Consider the following 19,607-nt stretch of genomic DNA (forward strand, 5'->3'; position numbering starts at 1 on the left):
TTAGCCTTTAACTGCCAAAAAGAAGACGATACTTTACAAGTACAACAAACAGCATTAAAAAGTAATGTTAACATTTCTAGGCTTAACACTAAAGCCATTGAAAACGATAAAAACTTAATGCGCATAATAAATAAAGCCGAAGCTAAACGCATAGAAAGCAAAGCAAATAAAACTGTTTACAATGCACAATACGACTTTACCATTAATACCAATTATGCTAAAGTGATAACACATAGTAACGGATTAAAAAACTACACCTTTGGCGTTTACAGAACAGAGAATAATGGGGTATTAGAAAACCTATTATTACAAGAACAGGAAGACCACAGTTTTAAAGTCTCTTTAGTACAATATAGCTTAACACCAAACGAGCGTAATGCATTAGCAAGCCGAGAGATTGTAGATGTAGAGGATAAAATTACGTATATCACGCTAGAAGATATTTCAGACACTATTTTCGATAAAGTAAACTCCGATGCAGAAACCTGTACCGTGTACTATTACCAATACCAACAAGGCAGCTCTTGCGATAGTGGAGAGCATGAATACACAGATGGTTCAGCATGTAATTATTGGGGAAACCCAGACCTAATGGCTACAAGTGGTGGTTATGTATTAACGGCTAATGAGGAAGGCTGTGGAGATGGCGGCGGTAGTACAAATACAGACAGTAACCCTAATAGCAATCCAAACGGTTCTAACCAAACCACTAGTAATGGAGGAGGTATAGAGCCAAGTACTACACCTGTATTGTGTCCAGACTGCCCTGTTATTAGTGAGGAAGATAATGAGTGTGTGCCAGATGCACAAACGCTAGCATCTTTAGAAAGTGTTTTTGGAATAGGAAATGTTCAGATGATAAACTGTGGCACTTCAAGTACTGAATTAGGGTTTACTACTATAGAAGAATTGCAAGAATTAAAAGAGAGTCTTTTTGGTTATCGTGAAGCTGTATTGGTCGAGGATGAAGATGCTGACAATTTGAATCAAAAAATAGCAAGATTTGTATTTGATGATTATTTAACCGAAATTTCAATTATAGTTAAGCAACAATTAGGTACAGACCACATTAATTTTTCTGATTATTCTATTTTAAATGTAAACTCGACAGCAACCCTAACATCTTATACACCACCGGGAGTCTCTTTAACTCTTAACTATTCGCAAACAGACTATGCTTCATCAAGAGAGTCTTACGAATCTACAGTTGAAGTACTTAGTAACAGTGTAATTACTTTTAAGTTTTTTGGTAATGAATTTACTACTGGTGGAGATCAAAAATTTATTCTTAAGATGAACGCTACAGATGGTAGCAAAATTAGCGGTACTATGAATGAGAACTAATTATTTAATAACTATATTGTAAAAAATCTCGCTTTTATGAAAAAAAATATAGTCTTTTTACTATTCTTAGTTTTATCCAGTTGTAATATTTTGAAGTCGTCTAAAGAACTAAATAGTAGACAAAAGTTAAAAGTTTTAAAGACAGAGTTAAAACTAACAGGATTGGAATATAAAACTTTGAAAAATGATGATTCGATTATTAATGAAGCTTATAAAACTTTAAAAGACACTGTAGATATAACCAAAATTAATAGACGTTTAGATTCTTTTTTTGCAAAAAAGTATTCAAGAAAAGTAACTTATACTACTTTAATTTTGGAGAGAGTACATAAAGGTCTCCCTTTTGAATTTGAGTTTACAGGAAAGTCTGATAAAAATGATACAACTACTTATAATCCAGGAACAGAAAGGTTTTTAAAAGATTTTTTAAAAGATTTTGATAAAGCAATAAAAAGATCGGGAGGAGAAACTTTAACAGATACCTCAATAATTAATTCAAGACGCAGAGTCGAACCAGACTCTATTAGATTAGTTAAGATAAAAAAACTTTTTAAGAGAAAAGACTCCATAAGAATAGAAAAACTAAAATCGGAAAAATCTAAAAAATACGATGATGGAGTTGAAAAGTATAATAAAACAAGAGATTCTTTATAAGCTCTAAAACAAGTTTTAAAACTTTATTAAAATAATAATATTTTAAACCTTAAAATTATGTTTAACAAACAAGATAAGTTTGTATGCATAATTCTCATAATATTACTTCTATTAAATCTTATTTGTCTCTTATATTTAATGTACAAGAGAAATAAAGAATAAAGTAAAAACTAAGAATAATTATAGCGATGCCCTAAATCGTTAAAAAAAGAAACAGCTTCAATAATTATTATTGAAGCTGTTTTATTAGAAGTTAATAACGCTATCTAATGCATTATTTGTAGACTTGTATTAACCTCTAATGAGGAAGGCTGTGGAGATGGCGGTGGAAGTACAAATACAGACAGCAACCCCAATAGCAACCCAAATGGTTCTAACCAAACCACTAGTAATGGTGGTGGTATAGTGTTAGAGCCAAATACTACTCCTGTTTTGTGTCCAGACTGTCCGCCTGTAGAAGAATGTGAAGTTAATGAAGGTGATTTCTCTGTGTTAAAAAATTATTTTGGTGATGGAAATGTATATAGAGATTGTTCGTTAGATAATGATAGCAATGTTATAAATTTTAGTAGTGTTGAAGAAGCAATTGCCTTTTTTGAAGATTTAAAAACTATCGATGCAGATGAATCAGAGGATGTAGAATTACAAAATGGTGGTATAGCTATTATTAATTTTAGGCAAAATATTAGAAATAGCCTTTTTAATTATATCACTGTAGATATTGATGTTAAAGCAAACTTAGATAATTTTTATACAGAAGTAGATGAATGTTCGATTATAAGTATATCGTCTTCTCTAATAACAGATTCTTTGGCTTTAAGTTGGTCAATGCAACAAGGAGAATACCTTCTTAGCTCATATCAAGGAAGTACACATTTAAGCCAAGTTGTAGTAAATACTACCATAGATGCCAAGTTTGCGATTGAAGGATTAGGTTTTGGAGGTTCTGAAAAATTTAAATTTCAATGTGTTTTCAATAAATTATCTGGAGAAAGACACCTTGTCAATATAATTGATTAATTTGCAATTGTTAACAACTAAATTAATATTTATGAGAAAATATTATATAATACTTATTATCATTTTTACAGCTTTTAACTGTTCTTGTCCTAGATTAATTAAAGAAAGTAATACGAAGTGCGAACAATTAAGTATTATTAAAGAACAATTACATTTAGAGAAAAAAAAGTTTAAACTTATTAAGCAGGATGATAATATTATAAATGCTATTTATCTTTCAATTAAAGACACTGTCTCTATTCCTTTAATAAATAGACGTTTAGATTCTTTTTTTGTTAAGAGTTATACAAAGAAAGAGTTGTTGACAATTCTAAAAGTAGACAAAGCTTTTAAAGGGCAAAAAATTGTTTTAGAACTAGATAGAAAGATTAAAATAGAGAAAGAAGCAAATTTTGAAACAGCAGAAGAAGCAGCAAAATTCCATAAAGATTTTATGGATAGTTTAAAGCAAAATGTTAAGTTTAATAACAAAAAGATAAAGAACTCAATTAAAAGAGAAAAAGATTCTTTAAATTAACATTAAAAAAACAAATCATGTATAACAAGCAGGAAAAGTTTGTATGCATAATTCTCATAATATTACTTCTATTAAATCTTATTTGTCTCTTATATTTAATGTACAAGAGAAATAAAGAATAAAGTAAAAACCAAGAATAATTTATAGCGATGCCCTAAATCGTTAAAAAAAAGAAACAGCTTCAATAATAATTATTGAAGCTGTTTTATTAGAAGTTAATAACGCTATCTAATGCATCATCTGTAGACTTGTGTATAAAGTTTTTTTGATAGCCCATGGTAGTATATTAGAATGTCTATAAAGCTTTTGTAGCATTTGTTTAAGCCCTTTATTAATTAGTTTAATAGCATTTTTAGTAGCCTCTGGCGAAAGAAAATTTACTCATATTTGGAAAATTAATGAAGCTATAATTAATAAAAAGCTAACCTATTCATGGCAATACAAGGAATACTCAGGAGTATCAAAATCTATATTTGAATTATTGGAGTATAATGATAAAACAATATTAAAAGTAACCTGTATAGGTTTACATACATTTCCTAATGATGTACCAGAATTCTCAAGAGAAAGCTGTTTAAACGGATGGAATTATTTTATAAAAGAAAGGTTAGATAGTTATATAAAAGAAAAGTACAACACTTAATTTAACTTAAACTCATAAATATTACTACCAGTTATTTTACTGTGTTCGTCAGTAATTATAACAGTAGTATTATCTTTAAAACAAATGCCCTCTTTTTGAGAATCGTGCTCAAAAGGTATAGATTCTATAGTGCCTTCAAAAAAGTTATCACCATCAAAGTTAGTAAGTTTCCATAGTTTTTCATGGTTAAGTAATACGATTGTTTTTCCGTCTGGGCTAATATCGGCAGACGTAATTCGATTGTTTTTACCTTTTAAATTAAACTCAGTAACAAATGTTGCAATAGCATTACCAGGAATGTTAGGCACAGAAATTACTATAGCTTTTTTATCATTTTTACTAAAAATATAAAAATGATTGTTATATATAAAAAAAGCTTCAAAATCTTCCGATTTAATACCCTCTGGCATTTTAAAATGGATAGCTTCTATTGCGATCGATTTATTTTGAGAGGTCACATTTTTTACTTTATAAATAACAAGATTTTTTCGCTTTCTAGAGTTGTTTCCAAAATCACCTATATACAAGTTACCCTCATTATCACTAGTTAAATCTTCCCAATCTATATTTTTGTACCCCTTAATATCTATGTCTTTTACAATACCTCCTTTACTATCTATACCGTATACATTATTTTTATTTCCAGAATCTTCAATAGTCCAAATTAAATTAGAGCCAGAGAGCGTTTCTGCAGCAGAAACTTCTTTAAGACTATTAGAAATATCTGCAATAACTTTTAGCTTTCCAGTTTCGCAAGATAAAGCAGTTATAGATAAAAGAAGTAAACAAGGTAGATAGAAACGCATAATCAATAGAATTAATGCTAAATTTACAGCGATATTTTTCAGAATAAAAATTATGCAGCAAAAAGTATTAAGAATTGGCCATCGTGGAGCAAAAGGATATCTTGCTGAAAATACAATAGCATCAATACAAAAAGCATTAACTTTTAATGTAGATGGTGTGGAAATAGATGTGCACCGGTGTAAAAGTGGAGAATTAGTAGTTTTTCATGATTATACTTTAGATCGATTAACTAATGGAAGCGGAGAAATTTCTAAACACACACTTCAAGAGTTAAAAATACTTAAAGTTGCTAATGAATACACAATTCCAACTTTAATAGAAGTGTTAGATTGTATTAATAAACAATGCTTTTTAAATATAGAATTAAAAGGTAAAAATACCGCAAAAGAAACTGCAAGTATTATAAAAAACTATGTAAATACAAGAGGTTGGGAATACAATAATTTTATAGTGTCTAGTTTTCAACATCGCGAATTAGAAGCTGTATTTAATATTAATAAAAATATTTTATTGGCAGTACTTACAAAAGCAAATTTAGAAGAGGCAGTAGCGTTTGGAAACACAATTAACGCCATAGCAATTCATGCCAATTACGCACTGTTAAGCGAAAATAATGTTAAGAAAACAAAAGCATTAGGGTATAAAATAAATACATGGACGGTTAATGATTTTAAAACTATTGCTAGAATGAAACAATATAAAGTTGATGGAATAATTTCTGATTTTCCAGATAGAGTATGATAGAAAAAGATATAATAATAGTTGGAGGCGGAGCAGCTGGTTTTTTTGCAGCAATAAACATAGCAGAACAAAGCTCAGAACTAAAAGTAGCTGTTTTAGAGCGCGGTAAAGAAGTACTTACAAAAGTTAAAGTATCTGGTGGAGGACGATGCAATGTTACTCATGCCGAATTTATTCCGCAAGAATTAACTAGAAACTATCCTAGAGGAGAAAAAGAATTGCTAGGGCCTTTTCACACATTCATGACAGGAGATACTATTGAGTGGTTTGAAAAACGAGGCGTGGAATTAAAAATAGAAGACGATGGCAGGATGTTTCCTGTAAGTAATTCGTCGCAAACCATAATAGATTGTTTTTTATACGAAGCTAAAAAACACAACGTTACTATTTTTAAAAACCAACCTGTAACCACTATTATAAATAAAGAACAGTCCTGGCAATTAGAAACAAAAACAGAAGTGTTTACATGTAAAAAACTTGTAGTTGCTACAGGAAGTAACCCTAAAATATGGAAGCTTTTAGAAACATTAGGACATACTATAACGCCTCCAGTCCCCTCTTTATTTACGTTTAATATAAAAGACGATCGCCTAACAGAAATTCCTGGTGTTGTAGCCCAAGATGTAGAAATAGAGGTAATAGATACGCAACTATTTTCAGAAGGGCCTTTGCTAATAACACATTGGGGAATGAGTGCCCCTTCTATTTTAAAGCTATCAGCTTTTGGAGCATTAGAACTAGCAAAACGAGATTATAAATTTCAAATACGAATAAACTTTGTAAAGCAAGGTTTTGAAGAAGTTATAGCTCAATTAAAGGACATAAAACAGACACACTCTAAAAAAACAATAGCAAATTATACACAGTTTAACTTGCCAAAACGGTTATGGTTGCAATTAGTTATAGCGTCTAAAATTAAAGCAGAAATGCGTTGGGCAGATATTAATAAGCAACAAATAGAAACATTAGCAGCTCAATTAACACAAGCTGTTTTTAATGTAGACGGTAAAAGCACCTTTAAAGAAGAATTTGTAACTGCGGGAGGTATTAATTTAAAAGAAATAAACTTTAAAACCTTTGAAAGCAAAAAACATAAAAACCTTTATTTTGCAGGAGAAGTTATTAATATAGATGCCGTAACAGGCGGTTTTAACTTTCAAAACGCTTGGACAGGAGCCTACATTGTTTCACAAAACATTACAAAATAAAGGTTAGTATATAGAAACTTGTAATTTAAGACGATTAAAAATTAGTATTCAACATATTTAACACTATCCCATGTCATTCTTAAAGCATCTTTTATTTGGCTATCATTCATAGGTAATTCTTCTTTAAACTTAAGTCTTGCAGCAGAAACCACAGAGCCAAACGTCATTTGCATAATTAACCTAAGTTCTACGTTTCTAAGCTCTTTTTTTAAGATTCCAGATAATATAAAATCTCTAATGTTAGAAAAGTGAGCAATATTTTTTAAGCGAATTTCTGTGGAAATAATTGGAGGAACACCTACAAACTCCATAAATTTAAAAGCAAGAGGATTACCAACAAAATAATTGTATAAGTTTAACCACATGGTTTCACATTGTTTTTTGTAATTGTCTTCAGGTAAGTTAGCCATTAAAACAACACCAAAGTCCTTACAAATCATAGAATAAATCTCTTCTATAATTTGGTTTTTATTATCAAAATAATGGTATATAGTACCTACAGCAACATTAGCTTCTTTTGCTACTTGAGACATAGGAGTTGCATGTACACCTTGCTCAACAACTAACTCTAACATGGTTAGTATAATCTTCTGTCTTTTATCCATTTTTGGCTTTAAAATTTAAGCGAAACATTGAGGAGAGGAGTATGTTTAAGGGATCCTCAATATAGTTTTCAGTTAGTATTACATTTACACAATCATTGATTAAAAACTCTTTAAATAAGTGGTAATTATTTAGTATTCAGTAAACATCACTAAACCGAATGAATTTCTATTCTGGCGCTAATGTAATAAAAATTGTAATAGAATTATAGACTATATTTGTAAAAATTTTTTTAAATGAAAGAAACAGAATTTCTATCCAGAAATTATTCATACAATAAAAAAGAAGGGCATGTATCATGGTCATCGCCCAGTAACATTGCTCTAGTAAAGTATTGGGGTAAAAAAACACATCAAATTCCAGAAAATCAGTCCATAAGTTTTACGTTAGATGCATGTAAAACAGAAACAACACTACGTTTTGCAAAAAAAGAGGTTGAAGATGGCAAGTTCACTTTTGATGTTTTTTTTGAAAATAAAAAGAATACAGATTTTAAGCCTAAAATAGAAACCTTCTTTAAGCGAATAGAAAACTATCTACCGTTTTTAAAAGCGTACCATTTTACCATAGAAACCTCTAATACATTCCCTCATAGCTCAGGCATAGCATCATCTGCATCAGGAATGAGTGCTTTAGCCCTATGCTTAATGAGTATTGAGAAGCAACTTATAGAACTAGATAAAACTCTAAACGAAGAAGACCGTTTAATAACAGGCGATTATTTTAATAAAAAGGCCTCTTTTTTAGCGCGATTAGGTTCGGGTAGTGCATGTAGAAGTATAGAAGGTGATCTAATAGTTTGGGGAGAGCATAAAGAAATAAAAGGAAGTTCAGATTTATACGGTGTAAAATATCCAGAAGAAGTACATGCTAACTTTAAAAATTATCACGATACTATTTTATTAGTAGATAAAGGAGAAAAGCAGGTGAGTAGCACCGTTGGACATAATTTAATGCACGGTCACCCTTTTGCTAAAGAACGTTTTAAACAAGCAGAAAACAACATTACGAAGCTAAAATCTATTTTAAAATCGGGAGATTTAAAAGCATTTATAGCTTTAATAGAAAGCGAAGCATTAACTCTACATGCTATGATGATGACGAGTATGCCTTATTTTATTTTAATGAAACCCAATACATTAGAGATTATTAATAAAATTTGGGCCTTTAGGGAGAAAACAAGTTTGCATATAGGCTTTACTTTAGACGCTGGAGCAAATGTGCATATATTATACCCAGAAAGTGAAGCAGAAAAAATTTATGAATTCATTAATAATGAGTTAGTTGTATTTTGCCAAAACGGTCACTATATTTGCGATAGAATAGGTTTAGGCGCTCGTAAGTTATAATTTAGTTATATTTGTATTGTAAATCGCGACTTAACCACTGAATACTAATTTATGAAAGGCCCACTTTTTTATTCAAAAATCTTACTCTTTGGAGAATACGGAATCATAAAAGATTCTAAAGGATTATCCATTCCTTATAATTTTTATAACGGAGCTTTAAAAATGGATAATAATACCTCAGTAGAGGCCAAAAAATCTAATAGTTATTTAAAAGATTTTGTAGATTATTTAGCAAATATAAATCCAGAGTTAGTTGTTTTCGAAATAGAAAAACTTAAAGCTGACGTTGCTGCTGGAATGTATTTTGATTCTTCTATACCACAAGGTTATGGCGTAGGAAGTAGTGGCGCACTTGTAGCAGCTGTATACGATAAGTATGCACAAAACAAAATTACTGTATTAGAAAATTTAACACGAGAAAAACTCCTGAAATTAAAAGCAGTTTTTTCTGAAATGGAATCGTTTTTTCATGGAAAATCGTCTGGATTAGACCCTTTAAATAGTTATTTAAGCCTTCCAATATTAATTAACTCAAAAGATAATATAGAAGCTACAGGAATACCAACACAAAAAACGGCAGGTAAAGGCGCTGTATTTTTATTAGATAGTGGTATTGTAGGAGAAACAGCACCAATGGTAAGCATTTTTATGGAAAATATGAAGCAAGAAGGGTTTCGTAAAATGCTAAAGGATCAGTTTATAAAACATACAGATGCCTGTGTAGAAGACTTTTTAAAAGGAGACATAAAATCTTTATTTAGTAATACAAAACAGTTGTCTAAAGTGGTTTTTAATCATTTTAAACCAATGATTCCTAAACAATTTCATGAGCTTTGGAAAAACGGTATAGAAACTAACGCCTATTACCTTAAACTCTGTGGCTCTGGTGGAGGCGGTTATATTTTAGGATTTACAGAAGATATAAATCATGCACAAAAAGCGCTCAAAGACTACAAATTAGAAGTCGTTTATAATTTTTAAAGCTTCCCATGTTATCTAAACGGCAAAAACATATTTTACTCAAGTTTTTTAGTATGTTTTCGGTTGTTAGAGGATATAACATTCTTGTTATTGTTATAGCGCAGTACTTAACATCTGTATATATATTTGCAGAACATTTACCAGTTAAGAAAGTACTTTTCGATGTTAATCTATTAATGCTAGTACTTGCATCTGCAGCTGTTGTAGCATCAGGATATATTATTAATAATTTTTACGACTCAGAAAAAGATTTAATTAATAGGCCTAATAAGTCTATGTTAGATAAATTAGTGAGTCAGAACACTAAGTTGTCCTTTTATTTTGTACTTAACTTTTCGGCAGTTATAATGGCTAGTTATGTAGCATTTAATGCTGTGTTATTTTTTTCGGGATATATTTTTGCAATTTGGTTGTACTCGCATAAACTTAAAAAAATGCCAATTATAGGTAATATTACTTCGGCAATATTAACTATAACACCATTTTTTGCAGTATTCATTTACTATAAAAACTTCGATACAGTCATTTTTGTACACGCTACATTTTTATTCCTAATTATTGCCATACGAGAATTAGCCAAAGATTTAGAAAATATTAAAGGAGACTTAGCACTAAACTACCAAACAATCCCTATTAAGTACGGTGAGCGAACCTCGAAAGTAATGATAACTATACTTATAGTATTAACGTTAATTCCTGCTTATTTTTTAATAACTAAGTTTAAAGTAGGCTATATGTATTATTACTTTTATGTATGCATAAGCTTACTAGTCTTGTTCCTGTTTTTGCTTTGGAAATCGAAAACAAAACGACAATATCTTATATTTCATAATATCCTTAAATTTATAATAGTAGCAGGTGTTTTTAGTATTCTGTTAATAGATATAGATTTAGTATTAAAACGTATTTTATAATGGATAACACATTAAAAATAGCCATGGCACAAATTACACCTGTGCTTTTAAATAAAGAGGAAACACTTAAAAAAGTTGAAGCTTCAATTATTGAGGCAGGAAAACAAGCATGCGAACTAATAGTTTTTGGTGAAGCTTTAGTGCCAGGATATCCCTTTTGGTTAGCACTTACTGGCGGAGCAGAATGGAATACACAAGTAAATAAAGAATTACATGCAACCTATGTTCGTAATGCTATACAAGTAGAAGCAGGAGAGTTAGATGCCATTTGTGAGTTAGCTAAAACATATAATATAGCCATCTATTTAGGTATTATGGAACGTGCAAAAAACAGAGGAGGGCATAGTATTTATGCCTCTTTAGTATATATAAATGAGAACGGAGAGATAAAATCTGTACACCGTAAATTGCAACCTACTTACGATGAACGTTTAACCTGGGCACCAGGAGATGGTAACGGATTACAAGTACACCCACTAAAACAATTTACAGTTGGAGGATTAAACTGCTGGGAAAATTGGATGCCTTTACCAAGAACAGCATTATATGGCTTAGGAGAAAATTTACATATAGCGGTTTGGCCAGGAAGCGACCATAATACAAAAGATATTACACGTTTTATAGCTAGAGAATCTCGCTCCTTTGTAGTGTCTGTATCTAGTTTAATGACAAAACAAGACTTCCCAAAAGAAATACCTCACTTAGGTAGAATATTAGAAAACGCACCAGAAACATTAGCAAACGGCGGAAGTTGTATTGCAGGACCAGATGGCGAATGGATTATAGAACCAGTATTGTATAAAGAAGGATTAATTATACAGAGCATAGATTTTAATAGGGTGTACGAAGAACGTCAAAATTTTGATGCAGTAGGTCATTACTCAAGACCAGATGTAACAAAATTACATGTTAATAGAGAGCGACAATCTACAGTTGAGTTCAATGATTAATAGGCTTTTAGAAGTCTGAAAAACAAAATAGTAGACAATAATCGGAAATCTTAAATTATAAACTATCTTTGCACCCTCAAAAATAGTATAGCTAAAGCAAAACTATAAAAAGAAAGAAGCGATGAGTAACAGTGGACAACGAAACGGAAAATCGGCTCCCAAAGGAGGCAAAAAAGATTATAAGAAAAAGTTTGTAAAAGGTAATGGGCCAATAAAAAAGAAGACAACACCTAAAAAAGCAGCAGATTCAAACGAAATTCGTTTAAATAAATACATAGCAAATGCAGGTGTATGTTCTCGTCGTGATGCAGATGTACACATAGCTACAGGCTTAGTTTCTGTAAATGGAAAAGTAGTAACCGAAATGGGTTACAAAGTAAAGCTAGAAGACGAAGTGCGTTACGATGGTGCACGTATTAATCCAGAGCCAAAAGCTTACGTATTATTAAACAAACCTAAAGGGTTTGCAACGACTACAAGTGAGCATAAAGGTAAAACTGTAATGGATTTAGTAGCCAATGCAACGTCTTCGCGTATTAAGCCAATTGGCCGTTTAGGGCGTAACTCTACAGGACTATTACTATTTACAAATGATGATAAAGTAGTTAATCGTTTTACAAACTCTAAAAAAGGCGTAGAACGTTTATTTCATTTAGAGTTAGATAAAAACCTAAAGTTAGAAGATTTAAAACGTATAAGAGAAGGACTTAGAATAGAGGGCAATATGGTAAACGTAGAAGAAATAGACTACGTAGATAACAAGAAAAACGAAATAGGGATTAAAATTAAAAACACAGGTAACACCATTTTACACACTATTTTTGGGTATTTAAAGTACGAATTAGTTAGAATAGACTGTGTTGCTATAGCACACCTAACAAAAAAAGATTTACCGCGAGGTCACTGGAAACACCTTACAATACAAGAAATGAATACATTAAAAATGATGTAGTATTATTTAATTATAAACTATAATATTCAAAATGTAAAAGCCGCAACTTCATGTTGCGGCTTTTTTTATGGATTAAAGTTTACTTGTATTCAGGGCAAATATGGGTTTTAATCATATATTTTGTTATTTTTTTTAAAGTTTTACCAGTTTCTGGGTGTAATCCTAAATCTGTAAAATATTCTAATTCTCCTTTTGAATTTTTGCCATACCATACATTTTCACTGCCATTAGCTTTAAAAAAAAATGTTGTGCAGCTTGGAGATTCAATTTTTTTAAAGTGCTCTATGCGTTCCTTTTTATAAAGTTTTAAATCATCTAGGTTGTATTTTTCTAGATCGAAGGATGTTTCTATATAATGATCATTTTGCCATACCATCCATTTAGTTTTGTTTAAAGGAATAATAACAAAGACAATAAAGAGGAGAATTATAGAAGAAATAATAATTATTTTAATATTAGAATTAAAGCCAACATTAGTACTAGGATTTGTGTCAGGATTAAAGGAAACAATAGAAGGAGTAGTAAGTGAGGGCTTAGTGTTTGAGTGACAATAGCTTCCTCCTCTGTTATTAATATTAATAATCTCTTTCTCCCTGCTTTTACAGTTTTTTTTAGAGTTATTTTCTATTTTTTCTGCTTGATTAGAAGAGTTAGAGGTTGGTGTTGCTTCAATAGTTTTTTTGTCTTTTTTATTAGTTTCGTTTTTGCTACGTTCTAAATTATCTGTTTTTCCTTCTACTTTATCATTGACTTTGTTTTTTAAATGGCTTTGTCTATACTTATTATAAGGTCTTGGCTTAAAATCCACAATTAGTGCTGTAAGTTCTAAAGTATCATGAGATTTAATTGTACTTGTACCTCCTAGTAGAAAATTGCGAATTGGTCTAAAACAATCTAAGTCATAAGCACATATTTTTTGCCTTAAAGGTTCTTCTTTTCCATTCAAAAAAAAATTTTTAATAATTAAAATATCTGCATCAATTGTAGTTTCATCATATATGTTTAAACATACTTTTCTAATTGAACTCGGTGTTAGATTATGCAAGTTTCCTCTAAGTAAACCTTGCTCTTTATCATTTAAATATTTCTGTTTTATCTCATTTTCATAAGTGTCTGTAGTCCTCATTTTTAAGCTTTTTAGGGATTTCATAAGATTTTAGCGGATTCTTCGGAATGTTCGGATTCCTCTTATAAAAAGGCTTCTAGCTGGTTGTAACTTGCGCTCAGTTATCAGTTCCTAATTATGCATTGCTAACATAATTAATGCGCAGAACAGATACTTACGGAAATCCATAATGTGGTAATAATAGCCAAAATGGAAAGTAGCTAAACACTACTACATAAGGATTTTCACTTTCCAAAAAAACAAAGGAGTACTCCAACTTTTTAAAGGATTACTGTCACAAAAAACTGAGAAAAATCTCGGACAGGAATCCCTTTGTCTAACCTTAATTTTTTTGAAATGAAAACCATATTATATTTATTTATTGCTCTTTTTATGAGCGCAAATATGACTTCTTGCAATCCAAATAGTATTGTAGAAGATGAGCTTATAGAACAAGCAAATGGAGACTGCTGTGATGAAGAAGTAGATATTCCACCTCCACCAACTAACACTTCTGGAACAGAATCTGGAGAAGATGGTTGCTGTGATGAAGAAGGAGATATACCTCCAACTCCATAGTTAGAATAATAACAAAAGATGTAACTAATAACTAAAAATTAGTTGTTATTTTTGGGGGATGAAAACAATAATAAAATCATCCCTCTTTTTGTTTTTCTTCTCGCTATTAATAAATCAACCACTAAAAGCACAAGAGAAACCTGTAGATAGCTTTGAGTATTATTCAACTAAATATGATAAATCAGAGTATCGTCTCAAAGCATTAAAGTATTTTTTCTCCCATAAAGATAAAGTGTCTCTAGTCAGAAAGATTGATGCTTTAATTATGGTCGCTCAAATCCAAAATAAATTAGGAGTAGTTTCAGATAGTGAATCATCAGCTATTGAAGCTTTAAAATTGGTTGAGAAACTTAGAAATAGAGATACTATATCCAGAAAGAAACTGAGTATTTATAACCATCTTGGTAAAATGTATAGAGAGCATGAAGATTATAATAAGGCTTTGTCAAATTATAATATAGCAATAACGTTAACTGATTCACTCAAGTATCTTACGACTATTTGGAATAATATAGGTCATGTTTATTTTCATAAAGACGACTACAAAACAGCAATCCCCTATTATAAAAAATCATATGATAGTGTTCTAAAATTAAATGATAAAGAACAAGAAGCTAGAATTTTAGACAATATAGGTTTCGCACAGTTTAAAATAAACCATCCAGATGCTCTAAATAATTTAAAAACGGCCTTAAAAATTCGAAAAGAAGAAAAAATATATGGTGGTATAATAACTAGTTGTTTACACTTAGGAGAATTTTATAAAGAAAAAAAACAAACTAATATTGCAAATGATTATGCAAATAAGGCCTATGCAATAGCTAATTTAACTAATAATGACGTAGCTCGTTTAGCAGTACTTAAATTAAAAATGAGTTTAAAAAAAGATGCAGATTATGATACATTTATTAAAACTAAAGATAGACTTGATAAACAAAATAAAGCTTCAAGTAATAATTATGCTCAATTGAAATATGACAACGATAAGGAAAAAACTAAAAGATTAGAGGTAGAACAAAAATATGAATTAAGTAAAAAAGACAGCGAAAAAACCCGCATCATATATATATCGGTATTTGCTTTCTTGATTTTATCATCAATATATTCCTATTTTATATTAAAATCAAAACACAAAAAGAAAACTTTACAAGCGGTCTACAAAACAGAAAGTCATATCTCTAAAAAAGTACACGACGAGGTAGCGAATGATGTATTTCAGGTAATGAATACACTGCAAAACAATGCCAATATAAATGAAAAGGTAATAGACAATTTAGAGGCCATATACATTAAAACTAGAAATATATCTAAAGAACACAGTGTTTTAGATTACGAAGGTGATTTTAAAGAAACATTAAACGATCTATTAGTAAGTTATAATAGTCATGCAGTGCGTGTTATTATTAAAGACATCGATAAAGTAAACTGGGAGGTTGTTTCTAAAATAAAAAAAGAAACCATTTATAAAGTGTTACAAGAATTCATGGTAAATATGAAAAAACATAGCCAAGCTGAATTTGTGGCATTGACCTTTAAAATCATAAGAAAAAAAATAATAATAACATATAGTGATGATGGCATTGGTACAGATCTAAAAAAGAATACAGGATTACAGAATGTGGAAAACCGTATTAGAACTATTAATGGAACAATTAATTTTGAATCGGAAATTAATAAAGGTTTCAAATCTAAAATCACTGTATAAATATGTTTAAGAAAGTATTAATAGTAGACGATCATGCAAGTGCTAATATTGGAGTATTAGAAGTATTGGATGGTTTAAAAATAGAAAAGGCTAATATTCAAAAATCACAATATTGCGACGAAGCTTATTTAAAAATAAAGCGTGCTATTTTAGACCAAGAACCTTTCGATTTAGTCATAACCGATTTACAATTTAAAAAAGACCACCGTCCAGAAAAATTAACCTCAGGAGATGATTTAATTGCAGCATTACGAAAAGATTATCCAGAATTACCTATTATTATTTTTTCAGGAATAACTCTGTTACAAAAAGTGAGGTTGTTATTTAATAATTATAAAATTAATGCTTACGTCTGCAAAGGCAGATACGCTTCAAGAGAGTTAGCACAAGCTATTGAGGTAGTGTATAATAAACAAGTGTTTCTATCGGAAGATGTAAAACATGCATTAAGCCCTAAAAACGATTTAGAAATCACCGATTTCGATATAGAATTGGCAAAACAACTATCTCTAGGAAAAGTACAAAGCCAAATAAGTGAGTATTTTAAAACTAATAAAATTATACCAAGTAGTGTAAGTTCTATAGAAAAACGCTTAAATAAATTGCGTATACAATTTAAAGCAGATAATGCAACGCACTTAGTTGCAAAAATGAAGGACTTGGGCTTAATATAGATTTTATCTTCTTTTCTATTTTTGAGAACTCATCATACATTTCTTTTAACGCATGTTAAGATTAAACAAAAGTATTATTCCTACTTTAAATAGATAAAACAATGAAGGTTTTATGGGATTCCGTAAAGCCTTTATTTGTAATACGTTTAATTTTGGATAGGTAATAATTCATTCAAAAAAAGAAATTACACAATAATTGTATTTAACAGATAAGATACTGTTAAATGAATGTAGCTAGAAAATGAGTTTAAGGAATAATGTTACGATATGAATTTAATTTTATTGAGAGAATAAGTAAAATTAATAATAAATAAGTTATAGGTAAAAGTAGATGTTTACAGAAAAGAGAATTAATCATATTAGATTAAAAGAGCATGTAAGTTATAGAATAACATGAAAACTAAAACAGCAAAACAAACCACAGTAATATTAGCGATTACTTTAGCTTTTTTTTTAGGGAGAGAATCTAAAGGATTTAATAATAATGACCTTAATGAGATTAATCATGCTCGCACAATTAACTCTAGGACTTTAAATAGTAGTGAAAGTGTTTTTTATGATAGAATTCCTTTACACGAAAAGGCTACAGATACAGTATATCGCTGTGGAAAAAGTAAAATTTACCACCCTACTTTACAGCATGGCTCGTTTAAGATTTGTAAATCTATAGTAACAAAGCTTACAATAAAAGAAGCTAAAAATATAGGAATGCGGCATTGTAAATGCAGGTAATGATAATAAAAATATTGTAATGTAATTTATTAGAACACGTCTAATATTATGTAACTACAATAGTTTTTAGGTCAAAATATAGAGATTCATTAAATAGCATATTACATCTATATTTAAAATAGACCAAAGCCTTACAGAATTTTTTCTGTAAGGCTTTTTAAATTAAAGTATTTATATACGCTACTATTGCTCACGAGCAACAACAATATAAACTTCATCATCTCCAGCGTTTTTAGATAGCTGAGAGGCTTTTTTAGTCATGTACTGTTTGTTTTCCATATTCTGGATGTAATATCCATTTGGAATAGTAGGTATTGATAAAAACTGCCATCTTTGGCAATCTCCATCTACAGTTTTAGACATACTTGTAATAGTACAGTCAAAATATTCACTGTTTTTTACGTTTTTAATGGCGTAAGACCCATTGCTTTGAGAAACTAAATTAAAAAGACATTCTGGAGATTGGTAGTCTTTTTGCATTTTAGTTGCATGGTTGTTTCTGTACTCCTGGTTTGCATTGTTTTGTAATGAAACATACGATGGCATTGACATAATAAATAAGTTTTTTGGGTTAATAATAGTACAATATTACACCCTTTTATAAGAGAGGTTAAGAGGGGAAGTGCGGTCTTTTTTTAATACGTGAAACCACTTATATAGACCGTTTTTCTACTTGAAAAAAAACCTCCCAAATAAAAACAGAATACACAATAATATATTCTAGCGCAATAATCCAAAGGTTTTCACTATTTTCTGTATTCGCATACGCCAAGTAGCTAATAATAACAATAAAGCTCCAAACAATAGCAAACTTATATCTTGTAAAAATGCTTAAAGCAAGTATTGTAGCAACATACCAAGGATGTACAGTTGTACTTGTAAAAAGGTAAAACGTAAAAGCAAAAAGCATTGCCGTTATAAGCTTTTTTGTAGTATTATTTTTTCTTAATAAAGCTAAACTGGTTATAAATAGAAAAACTAAAACAGGTAATATTTTACCAATAATTTCAATTTCATTCCAACCCCTAAATACATAACCAACACTTCTCGCTAAATAGTAAATACTAGCATTAAACTCAAATTTCCCAAACCAGAGTCCAACAGTTTTAGAGTAGTTGGTTATAAATTCTGATGAGAAAAAAGGAATAAATAATAATACTGTAGATACCCCTATTATAGCATAGAACCCAATTAGTTTTAATACTCCCAAATGTGTGTTCTCTGTATTTTTTAAAATAGATGTATGTTTTACAAACCACCAAAAAAATAGAGGTAAAAACATAAGAGGAACTAATTTTGTTGCAATAGACAAAGCAAAAATTACTGCAGCCCATTTCCAATACCCAGTATGCAAAAGATATAGACTCCATATTAAAAAGAAAATCATTACACCTTCAAAATGAAGGTTTCCAGTTAATTCTATAATAATAAATGGATTTAAGACGTACCAAAAAATAGTATGAATAGGTAAGTTAAAGGCTTTTAAAAGTTTTTTACCAAAGTATAAGGTTCCAAAGTCGGCAGCAATAATAAGTAACCGTAATACCATTGCAGAACCAGCAATACTTTTCCCCGAGAGTAGTGCCGCTAAAGCAAAGCATAATTGGTTTACAGGCGGATAGTTTGTAAAGTGACTTGCATTTAAACTTTGCATACCTGTATACAATGCTTTAGCTTGAGCAACAGGATATTCTCCAGCACTAATAAAAGATTCGGGAGTATACAAATAAGGGTTTATACCTTGAATTAATAATCGCCCATCCCATAGAAAACGATAAAAATCTTGAGACAAATTAGGAATCGCTAGAATAAAAACGGCTCTAAATATAACCGCTATTAAGCTTAAGTATTTGGTATTATGTTTACCAATATCTATTAACTTATAAAAAATAATAAATAAGGCGGTGTAGAGTGTAATAAGTTTTATATACTCTGTTCTTTCTAAATTGTATGCAAAAACACCATAAAATAAAATACTTACGACTGTTAACAGCAAAGGCATTTTATTCTGTTTTAAAAAAGTAGTGTTTATAGGCATGTTATAGCATTAAACGTTACGTATACAGTTTGTTAATGGTGGTTTAGTCGAAATACTAAACGTTCCTAACGCCTTAAATTTAAATAAACTA

The 19,607-nt window shown here is 30.1% G+C and carries 21 protein-coding genes; 16 read left to right on the forward strand and 5 right to left on the reverse strand.

Annotated features, from left to right (window positions below; translation table 11 throughout):
• The 5 genes from ACVC08_RS08450 to ACVC08_RS08470 all read left to right on the forward strand — a co-directional run.
• The coding region (locus ACVC08_RS08450; RefSeq protein ID WP_452601713.1) for a hypothetical protein at positions 1-1,344 on the forward strand (1,344 nt) is incomplete at its 5' end.
• A 36-nt stretch (positions 1,345-1,380) separates the two neighbouring features.
• Positions 1,381-1,998 carry a hypothetical protein gene (locus ACVC08_RS08455; RefSeq protein WP_452601714.1) on the forward strand — a complete coding sequence of 206 codons (618 nt, stop codon included), beginning with the start codon at positions 1,381-1,383 and terminating at the stop codon, positions 1,996-1,998.
• A 405-nt stretch (positions 1,999-2,403) separates the two neighbouring features.
• A complete protein-coding gene (locus tag ACVC08_RS08460) occupies positions 2,404-3,018 on the forward strand; it encodes a hypothetical protein (protein ID WP_452601715.1) in 615 nt (204 codons plus the stop codon).
• A gap of 31 nt (positions 3,019-3,049) precedes the next feature.
• The gene (locus tag ACVC08_RS08465; protein ID WP_452601716.1) at positions 3,050-3,535 is read left to right on the forward strand and encodes a hypothetical protein; all 486 of its coding nucleotides are present in this window, start codon (positions 3,050-3,052) and stop codon (positions 3,533-3,535) included.
• 343 nt (positions 3,536-3,878) lie between these two features.
• Positions 3,879-4,178, forward strand: coding sequence for an SRPBCC domain-containing protein (locus ACVC08_RS08470; RefSeq protein WP_452601867.1), 300 nt, complete (start codon positions 3,879-3,881; stop codon positions 4,176-4,178).
• Here the strand turns inward: ACVC08_RS08470 and ACVC08_RS08475 are convergent.
• Entirely contained in the window at positions 4,175-4,984 is an 810-nt protein-coding gene (locus tag ACVC08_RS08475; RefSeq protein ID WP_452601717.1) for a hypothetical protein, read from the reverse strand. The two genes, ACVC08_RS08470 and ACVC08_RS08475, sit on opposite strands and share 4 nt — an antisense overlap.
• A 52-nt stretch (positions 4,985-5,036) precedes the next feature.
• On the opposite strand from ACVC08_RS08475, the gene ACVC08_RS08480 reads away from it, so the two are divergent.
• Both ACVC08_RS08480 and ACVC08_RS08485 read left to right on the forward strand, forming a co-directional pair.
• Positions 5,037-5,726, forward strand: coding sequence for a glycerophosphodiester phosphodiesterase (locus ACVC08_RS08480; protein ID WP_452601718.1), 690 nt, complete (start codon positions 5,037-5,039; stop codon positions 5,724-5,726).
• A complete protein-coding gene (locus ACVC08_RS08485; protein WP_452601719.1) occupies positions 5,723-6,934 on the forward strand; it encodes an NAD(P)/FAD-dependent oxidoreductase in 1,212 nt (403 codons plus the stop codon). The genes ACVC08_RS08480 and ACVC08_RS08485 overlap by 4 nt, the downstream gene beginning before the upstream one ends.
• A 41-nt stretch (positions 6,935-6,975) precedes the next feature.
• On the opposite strand, the gene ACVC08_RS08490 is transcribed toward ACVC08_RS08485, so the two are convergent.
• Positions 6,976-7,539 carry a TetR/AcrR family transcriptional regulator gene (locus tag ACVC08_RS08490; RefSeq protein ID WP_452599608.1) on the reverse strand — a complete coding sequence of 188 codons (564 nt, stop codon included), beginning with the start codon at positions 7,537-7,539 and terminating at the stop codon, positions 6,976-6,978.
• 234 nt (positions 7,540-7,773) lie between these two features.
• Between ACVC08_RS08490 and ACVC08_RS08495 the strand changes: the two genes are divergently transcribed.
• The 5 genes from ACVC08_RS08495 to ACVC08_RS08515 all read left to right on the forward strand — a co-directional run bounded on the left by ACVC08_RS08495 (position 7,774) and on the right by ACVC08_RS08515 (position 12,683).
• Complete coding sequence (locus tag ACVC08_RS08495) at positions 7,774-8,886, forward strand: diphosphomevalonate/mevalonate 3,5-bisphosphate decarboxylase family protein (RefSeq protein WP_452601720.1); 1,113 nt, start codon at positions 7,774-7,776, stop codon at positions 8,884-8,886.
• 51 nt (positions 8,887-8,937) lie between these two features.
• A complete protein-coding gene (locus ACVC08_RS08500; protein ID WP_452599875.1) occupies positions 8,938-9,867 on the forward strand; it encodes a mevalonate kinase family protein in 930 nt (309 codons plus the stop codon).
• A gap of 8 nt (positions 9,868-9,875) precedes the next feature.
• Entirely contained in the window at positions 9,876-10,781 is a 906-nt protein-coding gene (locus ACVC08_RS08505; protein ID WP_452599874.1) for a geranylgeranylglycerol-phosphate geranylgeranyltransferase, read from the forward strand.
• On the forward strand, positions 10,781-11,731 hold the full coding sequence (locus ACVC08_RS08510; RefSeq protein WP_452599873.1) for a carbon-nitrogen hydrolase family protein: 951 nt from the start codon (positions 10,781-10,783) through the stop codon (positions 11,729-11,731). Before ACVC08_RS08505 ends, ACVC08_RS08510 begins: the two co-directional genes overlap by 1 nt.
• A gap of 121 nt (positions 11,732-11,852) precedes the next feature.
• Positions 11,853-12,683, forward strand: coding sequence for a pseudouridine synthase (locus ACVC08_RS08515; protein WP_452601721.1), 831 nt, complete (start codon positions 11,853-11,855; stop codon positions 12,681-12,683).
• Between the two features lie 79 nt (positions 12,684-12,762).
• Here ACVC08_RS08515 and ACVC08_RS08520 read toward each other — a convergent pair whose 3' ends face one another.
• Positions 12,763-13,809 carry a hypothetical protein gene (locus tag ACVC08_RS08520; protein ID WP_452601722.1) on the reverse strand — a complete coding sequence of 349 codons (1,047 nt, stop codon included), beginning with the start codon at positions 13,807-13,809 and terminating at the stop codon, positions 12,763-12,765.
• A gap of 336 nt (positions 13,810-14,145) precedes the next feature.
• Between ACVC08_RS08520 and ACVC08_RS08525 the strand changes: the two genes are divergently transcribed.
• From ACVC08_RS08525 to ACVC08_RS08540, 4 genes are all read left to right on the forward strand, one after another.
• A complete protein-coding gene (locus ACVC08_RS08525; RefSeq protein WP_452601723.1) occupies positions 14,146-14,367 on the forward strand; it encodes a hypothetical protein in 222 nt (73 codons plus the stop codon).
• A 58-nt stretch (positions 14,368-14,425) separates the two neighbouring features.
• Positions 14,426-16,072: a tetratricopeptide repeat-containing sensor histidine kinase gene (locus ACVC08_RS08530; RefSeq protein ID WP_452599869.1), complete on the forward strand. Its 1,647-nt coding sequence runs from the start codon at positions 14,426-14,428 to the stop codon at positions 16,070-16,072.
• Positions 16,073-16,074: 2 nt separating this feature from the next.
• Entirely contained in the window at positions 16,075-16,746 is a 672-nt protein-coding gene (locus ACVC08_RS08535) for a response regulator (RefSeq protein ID WP_452601724.1), read from the forward strand.
• A gap of 393 nt (positions 16,747-17,139) precedes the next feature.
• Positions 17,140-17,478, forward strand: coding sequence for a hypothetical protein (locus tag ACVC08_RS08540; RefSeq protein WP_452599867.1), 339 nt, complete (start codon positions 17,140-17,142; stop codon positions 17,476-17,478).
• Positions 17,479-17,661: 183 nt separating this feature from the next.
• On the opposite strand, the gene ACVC08_RS08545 is transcribed toward ACVC08_RS08540, so the two are convergent.
• Together ACVC08_RS08545 and ACVC08_RS08550 are read right to left on the reverse strand one after the other, a co-directional pair.
• Complete coding sequence (locus tag ACVC08_RS08545) at positions 17,662-18,030, reverse strand: hypothetical protein (RefSeq protein ID WP_452599866.1); 369 nt, start codon at positions 18,028-18,030, stop codon at positions 17,662-17,664.
• A 100-nt stretch (positions 18,031-18,130) separates the two neighbouring features.
• Complete coding sequence (locus ACVC08_RS08550; RefSeq protein ID WP_452601725.1) at positions 18,131-19,480, reverse strand: mannosyltransferase; 1,350 nt, start codon at positions 19,478-19,480, stop codon at positions 18,131-18,133.
• Positions 19,481-19,607 lie beyond the last annotated feature (127 nt).

It is taken from the genome of Pontimicrobium sp. MEBiC06410, from assembly GCF_053601615.1.